The organism is Janthinobacterium sp. FT14W, assembly GCF_009208755.1.
Lineage (GTDB): Bacteria > Pseudomonadota > Gammaproteobacteria > Burkholderiales > Burkholderiaceae_D > Janthinobacterium > Janthinobacterium violaceinigrum.
In genome coordinates, this window is sequence record NZ_WFLL01000004.1 from 136,976 (window position 1) to 158,257 (window position 21,282).

Below are 21,282 nucleotides of genomic sequence, written 5' to 3' on the forward strand. Positions count from 1 at the left end.
CGCTGGAAACGCCATGGACAACAGAATAACAGCGAAATTTGAAATGTTGTTTAAAAAGCGATATTTATCTTGAATTAATTTCGTCTCGATGGCAGTATCTGCATCGCATCATGCCGTAGATCAATTGCCAAATAGTCTTGATTTCCAAAGGACGCCACGTTCACGCCGCGGGCCCGACGGAACCATCACCATGGCAGCGATGGCAGTGGACGCCGTCGAGAGACTGCGTGCAGAAGGGATGCTTGAAAGCGATGCGTACTGCGAGGAAGGTGTGGACGTGGGCGTTTGCAGTGGCTCATGTTCGCTCGCAGCTTATTTTTTCTTACTCATATTATGTCGGGCGGATCAGTCGGCGATGACGCCGGCCGGCATGCCAGGCCGGATACCTGATGACGATTCCTTCCTGCAGCAAGTTTTGCGTATCTCTTCGCCTTTCCACGATCGTCATTCTGGGTGCATGCGCCATTTTGCCGGCCCCGGCCTGTGCCGAAGACCTGATCCAGGTGTTCGAGCTGGCGCGCCAGCATGACGCCAGCATACTGGCAGCCGATGCACAGTATCAGGCTGCCGCGCCGCGCCTGGCGCGTGCCAGGGGCGCCTTGCTGCCCGTCGTGAACATGGTGGCCTCGTCGACCGATGTGCGGGCCGGCGTACCGGGCGACGCGGACAGGGCTGGCGTTCATGCGGATAACCGAGCCAATGTAGTGACACTCCGGCTCCGCCAGCCCCTGTTCAACGCGGCGCTCGGGACCGATGTGTCAATCGCCAAGGTGGCAGAGCAAAGTGCCCAGATCGACTTTGACATCACGATGCAGGACTTTATCCTGCGGGTAGCGCAGGCCTACTTCGACGTGCTGGCCACACAGGACGTTCTCGAAACAAAGCAGTTGAGCAAGGCCTCCATCGACGCGCAGGTCGATGCGGCGATCCGCAGATTCAAAGCCGGGCTTGGGATTATCACGGACCAGGAAGATGCCCAAGCCCGCGCCAGCCTGGCCGAGGCAGAAGAGATGGCAGCCGGCAATGATGTGCGCATTGCCCAGCTGGCCCTGCAACGCCTGACCGGGCGGCCTGGCATTGTGGCCCAGAAGATGGCGGTGCAATCGGCTGCGTCACGCATTTCTGCCGGCAGGCTCGATCAATGGCTGCGCGATGCTGCCAGCCACCCTTCGGTCGAGCGCAGCAAGCTGGCACTCGACCGTGCCAAACTGGACACGCGCCGGGCACATGCGTCCGGCCTTCCCACCGTGGATCTGGTCGGCTCTGTGGCAAGGAACCGGGTAAGCGGCGAAGCCAGCGCGCTGAGTTCCCTCACGGTAGGGCGCAGCAATAACTCTTCGCTAGGCGTGGAAATGAACCTCCCCTTGTTCGCCGGTTTCACGCGCCATAACCTGGTCAAAGAAAATGTTCTGCTGCAAGAGCAGGCCCGCAATAATCTCGACGCAGCGATACAGGCCAGCGAAGGCAACGCCGAGCGTGCGTACTTTGAACTGCAGACCGCCATGGCACGGGCAACGGCGCTGGCGGCGGCAGAAACGGCCAGCCGCAGCTCGCTGGCAGGCACCCAGCAAGGATACAAGGCGGGCTTGCGGCCCAATCTCGATGTACTCAATGCGCAAGCTCAGCTGTACCAGACGCGCAGTGACCTGGACCGTGTCCGTTACGACGTCTTGCTGCGCAGCCTCAAGCTGAAGGCGGCGGCCGGCAAGCTCGACCTGGCCAGCCTGGCTGAGCTGAACCGGCTCATTGCAGCCAGCCCGCCGCCCGCCGCGGCACAGTAATCCAGGTCCGGCAGGGTGGGCCAGTCCCGGCCCGCCCACTGCCGAATGCAGGGCCGCAGGCGGCCGTGGGGCCTGATGCCGCACGCCATTCAGCAGCGCGCAATGCGTGCGCAGGGCAGCACTCAACCGTCCAGCTTGACCACATTTCCAGGCGAACATAACGGTGCGTCTCCTGCTGTTTTCACACCGCTGCGGCAGTTGCTGTGGCCATTTTACAAATGTTATAAAAATGCGCCCCGGAAACATGTTTTTCAATTACTATTGAGATTGAAGTTGCATAAAAAGACAGAATAATTATTTTCTAACAAAGCGAAGATAGAGGCCGTTTTCATGCAAGAAAAGCAAAAGAGGCGATTTCACAGGTTGTTCGGCGCCCGCAAGTATAAGCACAAGCCAAAGATCAACTATGCGAAGTCGGACTTTCTTGACTACGTGCTGATGATGCTCATGTGTGCTGCGGCCATCTACGGCGCCTACGGCCGGGAACCATGGCTTTGTGCCTTCGGCGTGGCGCTGTGCTTCTTCATGATCGTTTCATTTTCCGTGCGCCATGGCGTGCTCTTCAAGATGCCGCTGCTATTGCGCCGCCCCCAGGAAATCATCTATCTGTTCGCGCACAAGATTGAAAACCTGCCGCGCTTGTACTGGCCGGCCCTCGGCCTGGTATTGCTGGAGAACGTCCTGATTCAGGCTACCCCCAGCTGGCCGCACCATGTCGAGTTCATGCGCCAGGTCGGCTTTGGCTTACTGTATCTGCATCTGGGCGGTTTTTTCATTTATCGCACCGTCAGCTTGGTCGACCACTGGCGCAAACACGATGTCGTAAGCTCGGTGCTGCTGCAGTCGCCATGGAAGAATGTAGGTCTGGTGCGCGGCAGCATCCGCTATGAAATCGTGCACGCCTATGTTACGGGGCTGCTGGCACACCTGATCCTTGTCCTGCCCTGGTACCTCGTTCTTACCTACCTGCAGTTTTCGGTCCTGTTCACACCGCTTGTGTGCGTCCTCAACCTGGCACTCCATGGCCAGTTCTACAAAGCGATCAATGCGTGGTTTTATCGCGATCACTGGCTGGGACACAATTCGGAGCTCGATTTCCTCTACCTGCATGGCGGCCATCACGATGCCATCCCGCTCGGCCTGATCGCCGTTGGCGGCAATGGTTTTCTGGAAGGCCTATTCCGCAATGGCCTCGGCTACCCCTCGACTTTCTACAACCCGCTCATCGCATTCTTTACGCTGAGCATGGAAGTCAAGAGCGACATCGACGCGCACCAGTTCGTCCCGGGGATCTTTCCCAGGCTGCCGTTCGACTTCCGTAAGGCGACCCAACACTCGACCCATCATTTCGGCCATCTGGAGCCGTATGGCTTTGCCATCAATGCTGATTTGCCGGGCTTGCTGCCAGCCGTGGCGAAGGGACTCAAGACTTTCCCGGATGAGTTTTGTAATTCGATCGCGCTCGACGAAGAACTGGGCCAGTTCGAATGGGACAACCCGCGTCACGAGTGGTTCATCAAAGTGTGCGAGGAGCACGAATGAGCGTGGCTGCGCCGGCGCGCGCCGCTTCTGCGCAATTTGACGCCATCGTGGTCGGCTCCGGACCTGGCGGCGCAACCGTCGCACGCGACCTGGCCGGCAAAGGAAGGCGCGTCCTGCTGCTCGAACGCGGAGGCGATACAAGCCCGCGCGACGGCCTGATCTACCTCGCCTCGGTGGGCAATTTCATGCAGGTTGCCGAAGGTGCCGGCACGGCGCGGGCACTGACCACCGGCGGTACCACTTCGCTGTATTTCGGCATTGCCGACACCCCGCCGCTGGAACTGTTCCGTCCACTCGGCATCGATCTGTCCGAAGCACTCTCGGCGGCGCAGCGGGAACTGCCGATCACCTGCCCAATTCCCGACCGCCTGCTGGGCGCACAGGTGCGCAAGGTAGCCGAGAGCGCCACGCAACTGGGCCTGGCCTGGAACAAGGCAAAGTCGCTACTGGCCGAAGAATCGCTGTGTAAGGACGGCTTTTCGCATGGCGCCATCTGGCGCGCCAAACGCTATGTCGATGAGGCAGTGCAACGCGGCGCCACGCTGATCACGCGCGCCACAGTGCAAAAAGTGCTGGTGGAAGACGGGTGCGCCACCGGTGTCGAATATGAGATAAAAATCGGCCGCCGCCGCGAATTGCGCCAGGCTTTCGGACGCCGGATTGTCCTTGCCGCAGGATCGCTGGCCACACCGCAGATCCTGCGCGGCAGCGGTATCGTCAACGTAGGCTCACGTGGCTTCTATTGCGACCCGGCCATGATCGTCTTTGGCCATGTGGACGGCCTCAAAGGCGGCGACCTGTTTCCTGGCCTGATGACCATGGCGGAGGAGGACGGCCTGTTGCTCGGCGACGGCTGCCTTCCCCGCTCAATGTACCGCGGCCAGATGCTTTCCACCAGAAAATTCATGGATCTGTTCCGCCATCGCAGCCACATCGGCGTCGGCGTGATGGTGCGCGACGGGCTTGGCGGCGAATTACGGGCCGACGGCGGCCTGCACAAGGAATTCACCCGCGAGGAAAAGGCCAAGCTGGAAAAGGGCGCAGCACTGGCCGAGCGCATTGTTGCGCAAGCAGGCGGCAAGGGCATCACCCGCTCGGGCCTGTCGGCTGCTCACGTCGGCGGCCTGCTGCAGATTGGCGAACACATCGACGCCTCGCTGCAAACCGAACTTAAAAATCTCCATGTCGTCGATTGCTCGATCTTGCCGGTCAATGTGCGTTTGACACCAGTACTGACGCTCGTCTGTCTTGGCAAATATCTCGCCGCGCGGCTCGAGCAGGTTCTTTGAAGCGTGTAATTAGGTAGTGCATGGGTGGGGCCGTTGAGGCCGGATTGCTTTCTTTGTCGTGTGGGACTTTCTTTGGGGGAATAAATGAGTGCAGTAATACAAGACGTAAACCAGGGCGACGCGGTGGCGACACCCAAACGGGCAACCAGCTGGGGCCGCAAGCTGCGGCGCTTTTTACTGGGCGTCATCGCCCTGTTGCTCGTCAGTGGCGTGGTCGCACACTTTGCTTTTGTGTATTCTGGTTCGAGCAAGTGGGAGCTCATGAGTGATACCAATGGCGTCAAGGTCTATTCCATGAAGATCCCGGGCCAAAGCCTGGAAAAATTCCTGGCCGTCTTCAAGGTCAAGTCCACGCTGGGCGCCATGACGACCTTTATGCAAGATTACGACGCCAAGCTCGACGTCAATTTCTACGGCGGCAAGGAGTTGCAGCGCCATGGCCCGCAAGCGACGGTGACGACGTGGAAGGGTGGGTTTCCCGCCCCGTTCAAGGACCGCGATTTCGTTTCGCGCAATATTTTCATCCAGGATCCGCAGACCAAGAGCGTGCTCTACGTGCTCCAGGCGCTGCCCGACCTGACCCCGACCGATGACTGCTGCGTCCGCGTACGGCGCTCGGAGAACACTTGGCTGCTCACGCCACAGAAAAACGGCGAAATCGAAGTGCGCTGGACCATCGATATGGACTTGGGCGGCGCCCTGCCATACATCATCGCCAACTTGGCGCACCCTGACATGATGGCCTTCTTTGCCGCCAAGATGCAGGGCTACCTTGAACGGCCCAAGTACATCAATGCCAAAGCGGACTGGCTGGTGGAGCCGACGCCCTGACCACTGCCGGCGATCGTTTTACCGGCCAGTACACCTGGCTTTCCGTACGCAATGCATGCGGCGCGTTCACCGGAGGCGCGCCGTGCATCAGCCTCGCACCGATAAACGTTTGCGTGATGGCTCGCGCAAGCGGCCAGGCCTTCGGCTGATGCCGACACCAGTATCAAGCATGTGAGACCAGAGACTATCCAAATGAATGACGCCTTCAATCGATTTGCCCACGGTTTTGTTGCTATTCCAATCATCTTGGCATGCCGGCACCGCGGCCTGTTCACGGCCGTTACCGAACCAAAGGCGATGACTGTCGAAGAACTGGCCGGTATCACAGGCGCCAATGCTGGCCAGCTGGAAGTGGCGTTGCGCATGCTTGAGCCGCTTGGCTGGATCAAGACCGAGGGAGGCGGTTTTATTGCCGGCGAACACATGGACAGCCAGGCGCTCCCCGCTGATCTGGGCGACCTGTACCGCCTGTCGGAAAACGACATACTGGCGACGCTGGGCTACGAATGGCCGTTTGGCAAATGGGTCGCGCTGTCGCGTTCCGGCTGGCATGGGGCGTCGCCATTGACCCGCGACCTGCTTGACGGCGCAGCGCTGCTGCCGCTGCTGTACGCATTGCGCGGGGCAGCCGCTGACGAAGTGCCGTTCGCCGGACTGGATGCTCGGGTGCGCGAGCCGGTGACCGCACTCTTTCTAGACAAGGGCTGGTGCAGCCTAGCCGATGGCGTGGCGGCGCTCACGCAGACCGGCCGCGCTTTGCTGCAGCGCCTGCTTCTGGGCGACAGCCTGGTGTCGTACAAGCCAATGCTGGCCCGCATCGACGACGTGATGTTTGGCAACCCTCTTGCCGTTTCCGGGAGCGGCCGCGACGAGCAGGGCGCCGATGCCTTGCTCCGTCGTATGGCAAGAGCTTTCCAGCGTGAGATGTATTTCAACGAGATCTGCGATGCTGTGGTCGAGGTCTTCAACCAGGAACCGGTGGACGCGCAGCCGAGCTACCTGATGGACAGCGCCTGCGGCGACGCCTCGCTGCTGCGCGCGATTTATGATGCTGTGGCCGCCCGCTCACTGCGCGGACGTGTGCTCGGCAGCCATCCGCTGCACTTGCTGGGCGCCGCCTGCAGCGAACAAATGCTGCAGGCGGCAGCCCGCAACCTGTGCGGCGCTTCCCATTTCCTCTTATGCTGCGACATCGAAGAACCGCAATCCATCGTCGATGCCCTGGCAGGCCAGGGCATCACTGACCTGGATGCAATTTTGCATCTTCACCTATTCGTCGAGCGCCGCCAGGAGAGCGCCAAGACGCAGGACATGACGGGTTTTCTGCGTCGCTGGCAACAGATTACCGGCCGGCATGGCATTGTGGTCGCCCAGGCACATGCCGTCGATAGCGCTACTGCGACCCGCTTTCTTGACGAGCGGGAGAGCATCCACCAGGACGCGTTGCACAGTTTTAGTGGCCACCTTCTGGTGCAGCCCGAGGCATTTGTGCGGGCCGGCGGCCAGACCGGCCTGTTCCCGCGTCCGGGTGCCTCTCACCATTTGCCACGTCAGTTTCCTTACACCCGGGTCTCCATCCATCACCTGGAAAAACGGCCGTTTATCATCCGTGGCGCGCGGCCCGGCGACCTCGATGCGCTGGTTGACATCGACCAGCAATGCTGGGCCGATGCCATGCACACGCCGCGCGAAGAGCTGTTGCGGCGCGTGACCTGTCATCCCGATGAAATATTCGTGCTGGAGCTGGATGGCCTGCCCATCGGCGTGCTGTACACCCAGCCGATCGGCACCATGGACGATTTATACGGCCTGAACTGGCGCGAAATCGTCCGCGTACGCAAGGCAGACGGCCCGGTACTCGAGTTTATCAGTCTCAATGTCCACCCTGGCAAGCGCGCCAGCGGCCTGGGCGACCAGCTGATTGATTTCGCGCTGTCCTATGCGCGCAGCTGCAACCACATCGCGCGCGTCGCGGCGGTATCGCGCTGCAGCGCGTACGGCAGCCATCAGCCACCGCTGGCGCAGGAGGCCTATATCCGCCTGCGCAGGGCAGGAGGGCAACTGGTGGACCCCTTGCTGAACTTTCACGAGAGCCACGGCGCCGAGATCGTCGGACTGGTCGAGGATTTTCGCGCCGAAGATGTCGATAACCACGGCTGCGGCGTGCTGGTGCATTATGACTTGCGCGCCAGCGCCACGCCAGGCCAGCCGATTGTGCCTGCTGCAGAGCCGGAGCACCCGCTCGACCTGGAAGCGCTGGTCGACAGGCTGGTGCGCACGGCGCTTGAAGCCGAAGGCGGCACGCCGCCACAGAAGCTCTCGCGTACCCAGCCTTTCATGGAAATGGGGCTCGAGTCGATGCAACTACTGCAGCTGCGCTCCCTGCTGAGTGAACATCTGCGCCGCCCCCTCGACTCGACCTTCCTGTTCCGCCACAACACCATTGTCGCGGTCGCGGCAGCGATGGCAGGCAAGCCCCGGCCAGCCGTTTCCGCCATCGTCGCGCAGGCGCAGGAAACGCCTGCTGCCGCCAACACCCTGGCGCAGAAGACCGCATCAGTGGCGCCGGCCGCAACTGCACAGGCGGCATCGACCAGCCGCGCCCCTGCACTGGGCCAAGAGATCGCCGTGGTCGGGATCGCATGCCGCCTGCCAGGCGGAGCACCGGACGGTTTTTGGCAACTGCTGCGCGACGGCATCGATGGCATCAAGCCGGTCCCGGAGAACCGCTGGTGGTGGCCACACTCGGATGCCGCTGCACGCCGCTTTGAAGTGGCCGGCTATCTCGACGATATCGACACCTTCGACGCCAGATTTTTCCGCATTTCCCGTGCCGAGGCCGAATTGATCGATCCGCAGCAGCGTTTGCTATTGGAACTGACCTGGGAATTGTTCGAAGATGCCGGGTATAGCCCGCAATCGGTGCGCGACAGCGCCACAGGCGTATGGATCGGCGCTTGCCATTTCGACTATCGCGATATGGTTGCCCAGGGCGATACCGTCTCGGCCCACACTGCCACCGGTACCTACGGCTCGATTCTGCCCAACCGCATTTCGTACTTCTTCGACCTCAAAGGTCCAAGTTTGCTCATCGACACCGCCTGTTCCAGCTCGCTCGCTGCCCTGCATGATGCGGTCCAGTCGTTACGCAGGAGTGAATGCGCGCAAGCAGTGGTCGGCGGCGTCAATCTCATTTGCGCGCCCGGCAATACGCGCGCGTTCGTACGTGCCGGCATGCTCTCGCCAACCGGCCGCTGCCATACGTTCGACCGTGAAGCCGATGGCTATATCCGGGGTGAAGGGGCAGGTCTCGTGCTGCTCAAGCCGCTGACACAGGCACTGGCCGATGGCGACCAGGTCTACGGCACCATTGCCGGTTCCGCCGTCAATCATGGCGGCGAAGCGAGCTCGCTCACGGCGCCAAGCCCGCAGGCCCAGTGCGACGTCATCACCCGCGCGTATGCCGATGCTGGCATGTCGCCGCTCCAGGTCGACTATATCGAAGCGCACGGCACCGGCACCAGGCTAGGCGATCCGATCGAAATTTCCGCGCTCAGGCAGGCGTTCGACGGCCTGCTCAAGCAGTCGGGCCAGGCGGCGCCAACCGACTGGGTATGCCATATCGGCTCGGTCAAGACCAACGTCGGCCACCTGGAAGGCGCGGCGGGTATCGCCGGCCTGCTCAAGATCCTGCTGGCCATGCGGCACAAGACCTTGCCGGGCAATCTGCACTTCCGCGAGCTCAATCCACACATCGACCTCGAAGGCAGCCCGTTTCGGGTGGTGTCGGCGACGCAGCCATGGACCAAGCCGGCGTCGGCCGGGCCGCGCTGCGCCGGCGTCAGTTCGTTCGGCTTTGGCGGCGTCAGTGCGCATGTGCTGGTACGCGAGTTCATCGATGCCCGGCCGCTGGCCCCCGCTACGGCCGATGCACAGATCATTGTCTTGTCAGCAAAGAACGACGACCAGTTGCGCCAGTCTTGCACAGCGCTGCTCGCCTTTATCGCGCAGCGTGCCGCTGCCCCGCCTCGCCTGGATGACCTGGCCTGGACACTGCAATGCGGCCGTACCGCGATGGAAGGGCGGCTCGCCCTGGTCGTGCATTCGATGGAAGAATTGCAACGCAAACTCCAGGGATTCCTGGCCGGCGACAAGGATGATCACGTTCATTTCGTGAGCGCCAAGGCGGCGCGCCCTGACGAGCCACTGTTGGCGGGCGCCGAAGCACAGCATTATCTGCGTGCCGCGCTCGAACGTGGTGAAGTCCGGCAGGTGGCCCGCCTCTGGGCCAGCGGGGCGGCGGTCGATTGGGCCGCGCTGCTGACAGGCCAACAGCCGCGGCGGATCACGCTGCCGGGCTACCCGTTTGCGCGTGACCGTTATTGGGTTCCGCCGCCGGAACCGGCAGACCGCGCGCAAGCCAGCATGGCATCGGACAGCGTCCACCCGCTGCTGCATCGGAATAACTCCGATTTTTCCGTGCAGCGCTTCACCACCAAGTTCACCGGCAACGAATTCTTCCTGTCCGACCATGTCCTGCTGGGCAAGCGCATTCTGCCTGGCGTCGCTTACCTGGAAATGGCACGTGCGGCGGTAGCCGCCGCCGCAGGCCTTGACGATGGCAGCGGTATCTGCCTCAAGGATACCGTCTGGTTGCGGCCGGTCGTCGTGCAGGAAACCCCGGTCGAGATCGAGATCGTCATGTCGCTCGACGATCACGGCGAGATTGCCTTTGAAATTTGTGGCCCCGATGAAACTGGCGGGAAGGTGGTCTACAGCCAAGGCAGGGCCGGCTTGCTGGATGGGGTGCTGCCGCGTCAGATTGACATTGGCGAAGTGCGCGCCCGCTGCGAAGCCAACCATTTGGGTGCGGATGCCCTGTACGCGCGCTTTGACAGCGCCGGGTTTGCTTACGGCGCCGCGCTGCAAGGACTGGCTGACGTGTGGTGGAGCGACACCGAGGCCTTGTCCAGGCTGGTACTGCCCGCCATCGTGACGGCTGGAGCGGGAGCCTACCTGCTACACCCGAGCGTGATGGATGCGGCGGTGCAAGGCTCGACCGCCGCACTCAATCTGCTGGCCAACGGGCGCCAGTTCGCGGTCCCTTATTCCATCGAGCACCTAAAAGTGCACCAGGCCTGCTCCGCGTCGATGTGGGCGGTATGCCGCCGCAGCGAGGGCAGTCTGGCCGGCGCAGCCGTTGAAAAACTGGATATTGACCTGTGTGACGAAGAGGGCCGGGTCTGCGTCCAGATCGGCGGCATGAGCGTTCGTTCCGCCGATCTGGCTTCGCGCGATGCCGCCGCCATGCTGCTATGGCAGCGCGTCTGGCGTGCGCCGGTGCCGCTGGCGCCGGCGGCCAGGCCCGCGGTTGGCCAGAAGCTGGTCTTCTTGTGCGACCTGGGCGACGTGGCAGCCAGCGAGCTCGAACAGCGGCTCGGTGCGCGCTGCGTGGCACTGGCTGGAGCGGGAGAACTGCACGCACGCTACCAGGACTATGCGCAGCGCCTCTGGTCGGAACTGTATGCGCTGCTTGAGCATCGCCCGGCAGCGCCCGTCCTGGTGCAGGTGGTCGTGCCGGCCGAAGGCGACAATACAGTGCTGGCTGGCCTGGCCGGGCTGCTCAAGACTGCACGCATCGAACATTCGCAACTGATCGGGCAAGTTGTCGAAGTTGCCGCCGGCGAAACGGCTGAAAGCCTGGCGCTCAAGCTGGCCGAGTGCGCAACGGTGCCGCAAGCAACCCAGCTGCGCTACGCGCAAGGCCATTGCCTTGCAGAGGCATGGGAGGAGCTGGCCCCTGCGGCGAGCATGGCCGATGAGCTGCCGTGGCGCGACAAGGGCGTCTACCTGCTGACCGGCGGCGCCGGCGGCCTGGGACTGATTTTCGCGCGCGAGATCGCGGAGCAAGCACCGGGCGGCGTGCTGATATTGACGGGCCGCAATGCTCTTGATGGCAGCAAGCGGGCCCAGCTTGCCGCGATCGAGGCGCTCGGCACCCGGATCGAGTACCGCCAAGTCGATGTTGCCGATGCAAGCCAGGTGGCGCAGCTGATCTCGTACATTCATACGTGTTTTGGCAAGCTTCACGGCATCATTCATGGCGCCGGCGTGCTGCAGGATGGCTTGCTGGCCAAGAAGCAGACGCCGCAACTGGGCAAGGTCTTCGCACCGAAAATAGCGGGCCTGATCAACCTTGACAACGCCAGCGCGCATAGTGATCTCGACTGGATCGTCTGCATGTCGTCCACGTCGGGAGCCTTGGGCAATGCCGGCCAGGCCGACTACGCGGCGGCGAACGCCTTCATGGATCGCTACGCGGACATTCGTCGCACGGTGCAGGCAGGCACCCGTGGCGCCCGGCGTATCCTTGCCATCAACTGGCCACTATGGGAGCAGGGCGGCATGCGGGTCGATCCGGCCGTACAGCGCCACCTGCGCAGCCAGGGTATCGAGTCGTTGCCGACGCGCCAGGGACTGACGGCATTTTACCAGGCGCTCGCTGGCGTCCATCAACAAGTGCTGGTGACGTACGGCACCCCGAAGCGTCTGCGCCTGTCGATGGCGCATGGAGGCGACGCCGGCACTGTGTCTACCAAGGCGGCAGCCGGCGAGGCACAGGGAACTGCCGGCGCGCCTGAGCAGGGCACCGCGGCAGCGCGTGACGATCTGCGCCGCATCCTGCGCAGCATGGTCTCCAGGCTACTCAAGACGCCGGTGGAAGAACTCGACGATGAAAGTGAATTGAGCCAGTATGGACTCGACTCCATCAGCCTGACCGAACTGACCGCGTTGATCAACATGCGCCTCGGCGTGGGACTGACGCCGACTTTCTTCTTTGAAAACGCAACCTTGAAGGCAGTACTCGATCGTCTTGCGCCTGACTACGTGGCAACCCAGGCAAAGGCGGCGTTCCCCACCCCGGCCAGGCACGCGCTGGCCACTGGCGTCGCTGGCGCGCCTGCACGCCAGTCCCTGCGCCCGCATGAACGTCTGAGCATAATGCGGCCCGCCGCCGCCCCAGGCTCACCGGTGCCGGCGCCAAACCGCCCGGATGAAGCGATCGCCATCATCGGCCTGAGCGGACGCTATCCGCAGGCGCGCGACCTTGACGCCTTCTGGCACAACCTGCGCGAAGGCATCGACTGCGTCACCGAGGTGCCGGCCGCGCGCTGGGATTGGCGCGCGCACTACAGCACCGACCGCACCGAGCCGGGCCGCCACTACAGCAAGTGGGGCGGCTTCATCGAAGGCGTGGACGAGTTCGACCCGCTGTTTTTCAATATTTCGCCGCGCGAAGCGCGCAATATCGACCCGCAGGAACGGCTGTTCCTGCAGCATGCCTGGATGGCCATGGAAGACGCCGGCTACACCCGCGCCGCTTTGCAGGTCGCGCAGGCTGGCGACCTGTCCGGCCAGGTAGGGGTATATGCCGGCGTGATGTACAGCGAATACCAGCTGTTCGGCGCCGAAGCCGGGGTGAACGGCAAGGGCCTGCCCCTATTCGGCAGCTTCGCCAGCATCGCCAACCGGGTGTCGTATGCGCTCAACCTGCACGGGCCGAGCATGACGCTCGACACCATGTGCTCGTCATCGCTGACGGCGATCCACCTTGCCTGCCAGGATCTCAAGCTGGGCCGCACCGACATGGCCATTGCCGGCGGCGTCAACATCAGCATCCACCCGCAGAAATACCTGATGCTCAGCGCCGGCCAGTTCATCTCCAGCGACGGGCACTGCCAGAGCTTCGGTGAGGGCGGCGACGGCTATATCCCGGGCGAAGGCGTGGGCATCGTGGTGCTCAAGCGGCTGTCCGAAGCGCAGCGCGACGGCGACCAGATCCACGGCCTGATCCTGGGCAGCGGACTCAATCACGGCGGCAAGACCAACGGCTATTCGGTGCCGAATCCGCACGCGCAAAGCCAAGCGATTGCACGCACCCTGGCGGCAGCGAACGTCGACGCCCGCCACATCAGCTACGTCGAAGCACACGGTACCGGCACCAAGCTGGGCGACCCGATCGAGATCGCCGCCCTGAGCCGCGCCTTCGGCCACTACACGCAAGAGCACGGCTTTTGCCGTATCGGCTCGGCCAAGTCGAATATCGGCCACTGCGAATCGGCCGCCGGCATTGCCGGCCTGATGAAGGTGCTGCTGCAGATGCGCCATGGCGAGATCGTGGCCTCGCTCCATTCGAGCAAGCTGAATCCGCACATCGATTTCAGCCGCACGCCCTTTGTCGTCAACCAGCAGCGCGTTGCCTGGGAGCGCCCGCGCATAGACGGACGCGAGATCGACCGCATCGCCGGCCTGTCCTCGTTCGGCGCCGGCGGCTCGAACGCACACATGATCGTGCAGGAATACCGGGGCGGCGGCCAGCCCGCGTACAGCGCCACGGGACCGGCCGTCATCGTGCTGTCGGCGCGCACCGCCGAGCAGCTGCAGCACAAGGCGCAGGATCTGCTGGCCTATCTGGCGCGCCAGGGCGACAGCGCCGACCTGGCTGGCGTGGCCTACACCTTGCAGGTGGGACGCGAAGCGATGGACGAACGCCTTGGCCTGCTGGCCGGCAGCGCCGGGCAGCTGATGCAAAAGCTGCAGGCCTTCGTGCTGGGCGAACAGGATGGCGAAGACGCCTACCGCGGCCATGCCAGGCGCAGCCGGGAGGGCATGGGACTCATCAGCCAGGACGAGGACATGCAGGAAGCGGTCGACAAATGGATCGCCCGCAAAAAACTCGGCAAATTGCTCGAACTGTGGGTCAAGGGCCTGGAGGTGGACTGGAGCAAGCTGTACGTGAATGGCAAGCCAGGGCGTGTGAGCCTGCCGGCGTATCCGTTTGCGCGGGAACGTTACTGGGTCGACATCGCGCAGCAACGTGAGCCGCACAGCAGCGCTCTCCACCTAAGCATGCTGCATCCGCTGGTGCACGCCAACACATCGGACTTGAGCGAGCAGCGCTACAGCAGCAATTTCACGGGCCAGGAGTGGTTTTTTACGCAACATGAACTGACGCCGGCTGCCAGCCTGGAAATGGCGCATGCCGCGCTGGTGCTCGCGCTGCCGCAAGCGCAGCAGGGCGGGACGCTCGAATTGACGCATGCGGCTTGGGCGCTTGCGCCAGCGGCGACTGATGCCAGTACGGTGAGCGTGGCCCTCCATGCCAATGAAGATGGCTTTGTCGACTACGAGGTCTACAGTCAGGCCGATGATGGCACAGAACATGTCCTGTGCCAGGGCCGGGGTGCATACAAGGCGGCTGGAACCTCCCCCTTACTGAATGTCGACGGCCTGGAGCAGCGCCTGCAGGGCGAGCGGCTGACGAGTAAGGCATTCTATGATCAGCTCGCTGTCATGGGACAGGAAAGGGATGCCGCGCTCCGTGTTGTGGAGCGTATCACGCTTGCACAGGGGCAAGTGCTTGCCTGGCTGCAGCTGCCGCAGCAGATAGCGGCACAGTCGCATGCCTATGTGCTGCATCCAGCCCTGATGGACGCTGCCATGCAGGCATGCCTCGTTCTGGCAGCTGGCTCCCTCGGCATGACGGGACAGCCATCCATGCCGCATGCGGCCGCTTCGGTCCGCGCGCTGCACGGCTGCGCGGCCAGCATGCTGGCCTGGGTGCGCGTGGCCGATGGCCTGGATACACCGGCTGGCGTCATTGCGTACGATATCGACTTGATCGATTCGGCCGGGAAGGTGTGCATTCAGATAGCAGGACTTCAATATCGCCTGCATGGATCGGATCAGGCGCCGCGGCACATGCCACCGACCGACACAGTGTCTCAGGCACAGGCGCAGCCGGCCGGACCGGCGTTGTCCACGCCGGTGCCTGTCGGGTTCATGTACACGGCGCAGGCGGATCGGCTGCTACGCCGGCCCGGACCGGTCCTGAAACCGACGCGTATTGCGCTGGCCAGCTTGCAGCCTGCAGGCACGTGCATGTCCACCCCTCCCGTCAAGCGCCTGCCGCAGCCGTTCATCCAGCTCGCACCACCCGGCGCTCCATTATCTGGGCAGGCGGGTGCGCCGGCAACCGCGGCGGTACACTTGTTTGACGACGGAAACGGGATATTTTCCATCTTGCTGGGAACACTCGATGGCGCGAATGTGGCCAGCATGGATGTACAACAACAATTGCTTAGCGCCCTGTCCGAGGTAAAAAAGCAGGCGGGTGCCAAAGTAGTCATCCTGCAGGGTAGTGATTCGGTCTTCTTGCGCGGCGAGGAATGTCATGTGGATGCCGCGATCCAACTGGGACTATTTGACAGCATTGCAGCGTTCCCGCTGCCGCTCATCGCGCTCATGCAGGGCGATGCAACAGGCCTGGGACTGCTGGTGGGTGCCTTGTGCGACTTCATGATTTGCAGTACGGACGCATGCTACGGCGTTGGCATGCAACAGGCATCCCCACCGTCCACGGCCCAGTTCCGCTTGCTGGCCACGCGCTTCGGCGGCAGCAGGGCGCTCGATCTGCTGCATATGTCCGACGAAAGCACCGGCCGCCAGTTGCAGGCGCGCGGGCATACGTTCCCGGTACTGGCGCCGGAACTTGTAGTCGCCTTTGGGCGACAGCTGGGCGCGCAGCTGGCCGACAAGCCGCTTGATGCGCTACAGCTGCTGAAGCGCCATCTCAACCGTGACCTGTCGGCGCTGGCGGGCAAGCTGGCACGCGCCGAGCCTGTCGCGGTAATCAGCCATGCACCACTGGACGAGGATGATAAGTTGATCGGCGTGCATCTTGGCTATCGGCGCGAGCAGCTGCCTGGTAGCGGCGGCCATGTACTCGCGGTAACCGTGCGGGCGTCGTCGAGCGCGGATGTGCCTGCCTTGCTGGCGGAACTGTGCTCGCTGCTGGAGCGCATCAATGCCAGACACTCGTACGCCTGCCTGATCCTGGCCAGCGAAGTGGCCGGCTTCCTGCCGCTGAGCGAGCGCCACGCCGCCGCCTTCCTGCGTCTGCGCGGCCTGCTGCTGGCAGCGCCCATGCCCGTGATCGCCATCAACGAGACATCTACGCACGGTCTCGCATGGCTGCTGACGCAACATTGCGACGCAAGCGTGTATGGCAGCGAGGCGATGTATGCCGCCGATGCCGCTGATTGTCCCTGGCCTGCGATCGCAGCCGCAGCATTCGCGCGCAGCATGGGAGGCACGCTGGCCAAAGAGCTGCTTTTCCAGGGCACGGTATTCTCTGGCGCTGCGCTTTACGCGAAAAATGGCACGCTTACCGTGGCGCGTCCTGGCAAGAGCATGGCGGCAGCACTCGGACTGGCCACGCGCTGGGCCGCGGTCCCCGCAGCCACGCTGGCATTCTGGCGCGCGCCATGCAGCGCGCCCGTCGCCGATGGCGGTGCGCTCCCTGTCAGCACAGAAGACGCTCCGGCACCGCACGAGGGCGCTATCGCGCTCGCATCGCAGGTGGTGAGCGCGACGGTACTGGAGCACGGTATCGTGCTGGTCAGGATGGAAGACCAGCGTGCCAGGAACATGTTCTCGGAAAGCCTGGTTGCTGGCATGAACGAAGTGTTCGCCCATATCGCTGCCACCCCCGGGTACAAAACCGTCGTCCTGACCGGCTACGGCACCTATTTCGCCAGCGGCGGTACCAAGGAGAACCTGCTGGCGATCCAGGCCGGCACCGCGCGCTTTACTGACGCGGCCATTTTCGACCTCGCGCTGCATTGCCGGATTCCTGTGATCGCCGCCATGCAAGGACATGGCATTGGGGCCGGCTGGGCGCTCGGCATGTTTGCAGACTTCACTCTGTTCAGCGAACGCAGCGGCTACGTCAGTCCCTACATGAATTATGGCTTCACGCCTGGTGCCGGCGCCACGCTGGCATTCCCGGAAAGGCTGGGCTACGACCTGGCCCGCGAAACGCTGCTGACCGGTAATCAGTATACCGGAAGGGAACTGCGTGAGCGCGGCATCGCGCAGCCCGTGCTCACGCCTGACCAGGTAGTCGCGGAGGCCTTGCGGCTGGCCCGCGACTTGATCCGCCTGCCGCGCGCCGTGCTCATCGGCATCAAAGATCAGCTGGCGCAAGCAATGCGCCAGGCGCTGGACGACACCTATCGGCTCGAACTGGACATGCACGCCAGGACTTTTGTCGGGCGGCCCGACACGCTGCAGCGCATCCTGGAGCGGTTTGCCGGGAGCGGCGAGGGCGCGCCAGAGGCGCCGTCGCCGAAAGCGGCGCCGCGCCACGTCGGCACTGCGTCGGCCGGCAACGCCAGTGCAGGCGATATCGTTATGGCCATCAAGGCGCTGCTGGGCCAGGAACTGCAAATGAGCGTGCAGGACATCGGCGAGGAGGTGCAATTCGTCGACCTGGGGCTCGATTCTGTCAGCGGCGTCACCTGGGTGCGCAAGATCAATGAGCACTATGGCACCGCGATTGACGCCATCCAGATTTATAGCCACCCCACTTTGCGCCAGCTCGGCACTTATGTTCGGCAACAGATGCGTGCCGACGCCGTGGACATGCCTGCTGCTGCACCGCTTGAGAGGGAGCCGCAGCCGCCGGCCGCGCCAGCGCTAGAGTTGAGCACGCGGCCTGGCGGCCAGACCCGTGCCCCTGCCATGCTGGAAGGTATCAGGGCGCTGCTGGCCCAGGAACTTCAGATGCGCGAGGAAGACATTGATGAAGGAGTCCAGTTCGTCGACCTCGGGCTGGATTCCGTCAGCGGCGTCACTTGGGTACGCAAGATTAACGAACAGTATGGGACGGCGATCGAGGCGATGCAGATTTATAGCTACCCGACCCTTGCGCAGCTCAGTGCATATGTGGGGCAGAGGATGCCGGCGCAGCCGTTCCAGGCCGGCTACCCGGACGCGCCAGCCCCTGCACCTGCCGTGCTTGCCCATCCCGCCCGCTTCATGCCCGCGCCGCTCGCGTCACGCCGCGGGGCCGGCCGCAACGTTTCCCGGCCGGCGCCGCAGGCCGTCACGCGCGCGCAAACACCACCGCCAGCGCTGGACACCGCCGGACCCGCCGCGATTGCCGTGGTCGGTATGGCGGGACAGTTTCCGCAGGCGCGCAACGTCGACGAATTCTGGCGCAATATCGCTGCTAGCAAAGATTGCATCAGCGAAATACCGGCCGAGCGCTGGGACATGCATGCCTATTACCGTCCAGGTGCAGCGTTGGCAGGCAAGACCAACAGCCGTTGGATGGGAGCGCTGGAGGACTACGCCTGCTTCGATCCGCTGTTCTTTAACATCTCTCCGAGCGAAGCGGAAAGCATGGACCCGCAGCAGCGGCTGTTCCTGCAAACGTGTTGGCAAGCCATCGAGCATGCCGGATATGATCCGCAGGCACTGTCCGGCAGCAAATGCGGTGTCTTTGTCGGCTGCGCCGATGGTGATTATCACCACGGTTCGGCCCAGCAAAGGCTGAGCGCGCAGGGTTTCACCGGTTCCTCCAACTCAATCCTGTCAGCGCGCATCAGCTATTTCCTCAACCTGCAGGGGCCATCCCTGGCCATCGACACGGCCTGTTCGTCGTCGATGGTGGCACTTGCCAGCGCGTGCGACAGCCTGGTGTCCGGTAGTAGCTCAATTGCGCTGGCCGGCGGCGTGTACGTCATGAGCGGCCCGGAAATGCACATCAAGACAGCACAAACCGGCATGCTCTCGACCGAAGGACGCTGCTTTACCTTTGACCAGCGCGCAAACGGCTTTGTCCCCGGCGAAGCGGTAGCGGCGGTTGTGCTCAAGCGACTTGCCGACGCGCAGCGCGACGGCGACACCGTCTACGGTGTCATTCGCGGCTGGGGCGTCAACCAGGATGGTAAAACCAATGGCATCACAGCACCCAATCCGGAAGCACAGGCGAAGCTGCAACACGAGATTTACCAGCGCTACCAGATCGATCCGGGCGGAATTGGACTCATCGAAGCGCACGGCACCGGAACCAAGCTGGGCGATCCAATTGAAGTGCAGGCTCTGAGGAAATCGTTTGGCCATTACACGCACAAGGCTGGCTACTGCGCACTGGGTTCGGTCAAGAGCAACATCGGCCACTGCCTGGCGGCTGCCGGCATCACGGGTTTCATCAAGCTGATTCAGGCCCTGCGCCATCGCCAACTGCCGCCCACGATCCATTTCCAACAGCTTAACGAGCACATCGATCTCGCCGGCAGTCCGTTCTTCGTGAACGACCGCCTGCTTGCCTGGGAAGCCGATGGCGACAAGCGGCGACTGGCGGCAATCAGTTCATTCGGCTTCAGCGGCACCAATGCCCACATCGTGGTGGAGGAATACCGCGAGCACGGCGGCGCGCGCCCCGGCCTCCAGGTGCTGACGCAAGATGGCGAGATGCCCGTGCCGCTGTCGGCCAAGACCGCGGAACAGCTACGCCAGCTCGTATCCGACCTGCTGGGCATGCTGCTACGCCAGGAAGCGTCAGTGGATCTGGCGGACTTGGCGTATACGCTGCAGGCAGGCAGGACGGCGATGAATGAGCGGCTGGTATTCATGGTGGCCACCATCGACCAGCTGGTCCAGAAACTGCAGGGCTATCTGGACGGACGCAGCGATGCCGTTGGCACCTATCGCGGACAGGTAGGCGCCAACAAGGCCCAGGTCGCGCTGATCACCGAGGATCCCGACGTCAGGGAAGTGCTGATTGCCAATCACCTGGCCAAACGCCAGCTTGGCAGGCTGGCCCAGCTCTGGACACGCGGCGTGGACATGGACTGGGCTCTCTTATACGGCGACGCCAAACCCAGGCGCATTCCTGTACCGACCTATCCGTTCGCCAAGGAACGCTACTGGAACACCCTCAGCGCCGATCCTTTCGGCCAGCTCTCGGCGGATCGCAACAGCCCCTTCCTGCATCCGCTGGTCCAGGTCAATGTGTCTGATTTCACGACGCAGTGCTACAGCGCAACTTTCAGTGGCGAAGAATCATTTCTGTCCGACCATCGGGTCCGCATGCCCGACGGCGCAACGCACAAGGTCCTGCCGGGGGTTGCCATGCTGGAAATGGCCAGGATGGCCGTGACCGATGCCTTGCGCGGAAGTCTGGACACGCCCGAATTGTGCGACACCGTATGGATAAGGCCGGTCGTGGTGGAGGAACAGAAGGAAATTTTCATCTCGCTGGCCCCTGGCTCCCGCGCCGGCATGAACGATGAGATCGAATTTCGCATTCACAGCCGCAACAATGGCGAAGACGTCGTGCACTGCCAGGGCCGTGCGGCGGTCCGTCCGCAGCCAGTTCCCGCGCCCATCGATGTGAAATCGCTGCAGCACATGAACGGCGCCCGGCGCGACGCGGTTGAAATTTATGCCGCGTTCGACGCCATGGGCCTCTTTTATGGGGCCGCGCACCGCGGGATCGAATGGTTCCAGGCGGGGCAGCAGCAGTTGCTTGCCCGCTTGCGCCTGCCGCAGGAGGTTGTTGCACAAAAGCAACACTATGTACTCCATCCAAGCATGCTGGACAGTGCCTTGCAGGCCATGCTGGGGCTGACTGACAACTGGCAGGTGCTGCCGAATACCCCCCTCGTGCCTTTTGCCTTGAGCAGCCTGCGCATGGTAGCGCCCTGCACCGAGCAGATGTATGCGTGGGTACGCCGCGCAGCCGGGGCATCTGGTGACGGACCGGCCACCCAGGTCGATATCGACCTTTGCGACGATACCGGCAACGTTTGTGTGCAGATGCGCGGTTTCAGCTGCCGCTTTGTGCAGGCCGGCGCCAGCGCGCAGGAGGTGGAAGCCTCCGCTGCCGGCGATGACATGACTTTTGATGGCGAATTTTACGAGGCACTGATCGAGCAGATCGCGAACAAGGAAGTGTCCCTTGATGCAGCAGTGAAACTAGGATAATA

The 21,282-nt window shown here is 63.0% G+C and carries 5 protein-coding genes; all 5 read left to right on the top strand.

Going from position 1 to position 21,282, the window contains the following annotated elements; all coding sequences use genetic code 11:
- Positions 1-389: 389 nt before the first annotated feature.
- A complete protein-coding gene (locus GCN74_RS05230) occupies positions 390-1,781 on the top strand; it encodes a TolC family outer membrane protein (RefSeq protein ID WP_152255656.1) in 1,392 nt (463 codons plus the stop codon).
- Positions 1,782-2,111: 330 nt separating this feature from the next.
- Positions 2,112-3,323, top strand: a complete 1,212-nt coding sequence (locus GCN74_RS05235; RefSeq protein ID WP_152255657.1) for a hypothetical protein — start codon at positions 2,112-2,114, stop codon at positions 3,321-3,323.
- A complete protein-coding gene (locus tag GCN74_RS05240) occupies positions 3,320-4,612 on the top strand; it encodes an FAD-dependent oxidoreductase (protein WP_193316974.1) in 1,293 nt (430 codons plus the stop codon). Before GCN74_RS05235 ends, GCN74_RS05240 begins: the two co-directional genes overlap by 4 nt.
- Before the next feature lie 84 nt (positions 4,613-4,696).
- A complete protein-coding gene (locus tag GCN74_RS05245) occupies positions 4,697-5,443 on the top strand; it encodes an START domain-containing protein (RefSeq protein ID WP_152255659.1) in 747 nt (248 codons plus the stop codon).
- Between the two features lie 192 nt (positions 5,444-5,635).
- Entirely contained in the window at positions 5,636-21,280 is a 15,645-nt protein-coding gene (locus tag GCN74_RS05250; protein WP_152255660.1) for an SDR family NAD(P)-dependent oxidoreductase, read from the top strand.
- Positions 21,281-21,282 lie beyond the last annotated feature (2 nt).